This window comes from Microbacterium resistens NBRC 103078 (assembly GCF_001552355.1).
GTDB classification, from domain to species: domain Bacteria; phylum Actinomycetota; class Actinomycetes; order Actinomycetales; family Microbacteriaceae; genus Microbacterium; species Microbacterium resistens.
In genome coordinates this window covers 1-777 of record NZ_BCRA01000231.1, presented here as the reverse complement: position 1 = coordinate 777, position 777 = coordinate 1, and the positions used below count along the sequence as shown (strand labels likewise).

Sequence of the window (777 nt, the reverse complement as noted above, 5' to 3'; positions counted from 1 at the left end):
GAGCGCTTCCGGTGCACGCAGCAGGTGGGGGCGCTGAAGGCCGAGCACGAGATGCCGGCCTCGGACCCGACACGCGAGGAGCAGCAGGTGGCCCGCCTGCGCGCGCTCGCCGAGGAGGCGCACCTGGACCCGGAGTTCGCCGAGAAGTGGTTCAACTTCGTCGTCGCCGAGGTGATCCGCCACCACACCGAGGCGGCCTCGGGCCGCTGAGGCGCCTGCGCGCGCTCAGACGAGCTCGGCCGAGACGACGTGCGCGGCGGCGCCGCGCAGCACCGCGTCCGCCACGGTCCCGCCGTGCACGTCCACACGGGCGTGGGGGAGCTGCGCGATCGCGGCGAGGGAGTCCTCCAGGGCGGTGCGGAAGGTCTCGTCCGCCACGGTCTCCGGGCCGCTGAGCACCACGCGCGGCAGGTCGAGGGCCGAGACGATCGCGGCGAGCGGCAACCCCAGCCGCTGCCCCGCCTCGGCGCGCACCGCCTGCCGCGCGTGGTCGTCCCCCGCCGCCGCGATCCTCCGGTCCAGAGCAGGGGCGCCCACCCAGGCGTGCACGCATCCCTCGCTCCCGCAGCGGCAGGGCTCTCCCGTCGTCCCTCCGACGTCGATGTGCGCGAGCTCCTTCGCGCCCGGGCCGGTGACGCCCAGGCCGTCGCCGGCGTACTCGGCGACGATGGCCGTGCTCACGCCCGTTCCGATCCGTACGAGGAGGAAGTCCGTGCCGTGGGTGCCCGCGTCCCGCTCGGCGCGCGCGGCGAGGTCGGCCTCGGCGGCGACGTGGAC

2 protein-coding genes are annotated in these 777 nt (G+C 76.2%); one reads left to right on the top strand and one right to left on the bottom strand.

All coding sequences use genetic code 11. From position 1 onward, the window contains the following. Positions 1-210, top strand: a 210-nt coding sequence (locus tag MR1_RS19170) for a chorismate mutase (protein ID WP_067250912.1), incomplete at its 5' end; no start/stop codon positions are given. A gap of 15 nt (positions 211-225) precedes the next feature. Here MR1_RS19170 and MR1_RS19165 read toward each other — a convergent pair. Beyond that, on the bottom strand, positions 226-777 hold a 552-nt coding region (locus MR1_RS19165; RefSeq protein WP_157518421.1), incomplete at its 5' end, for an ROK family protein.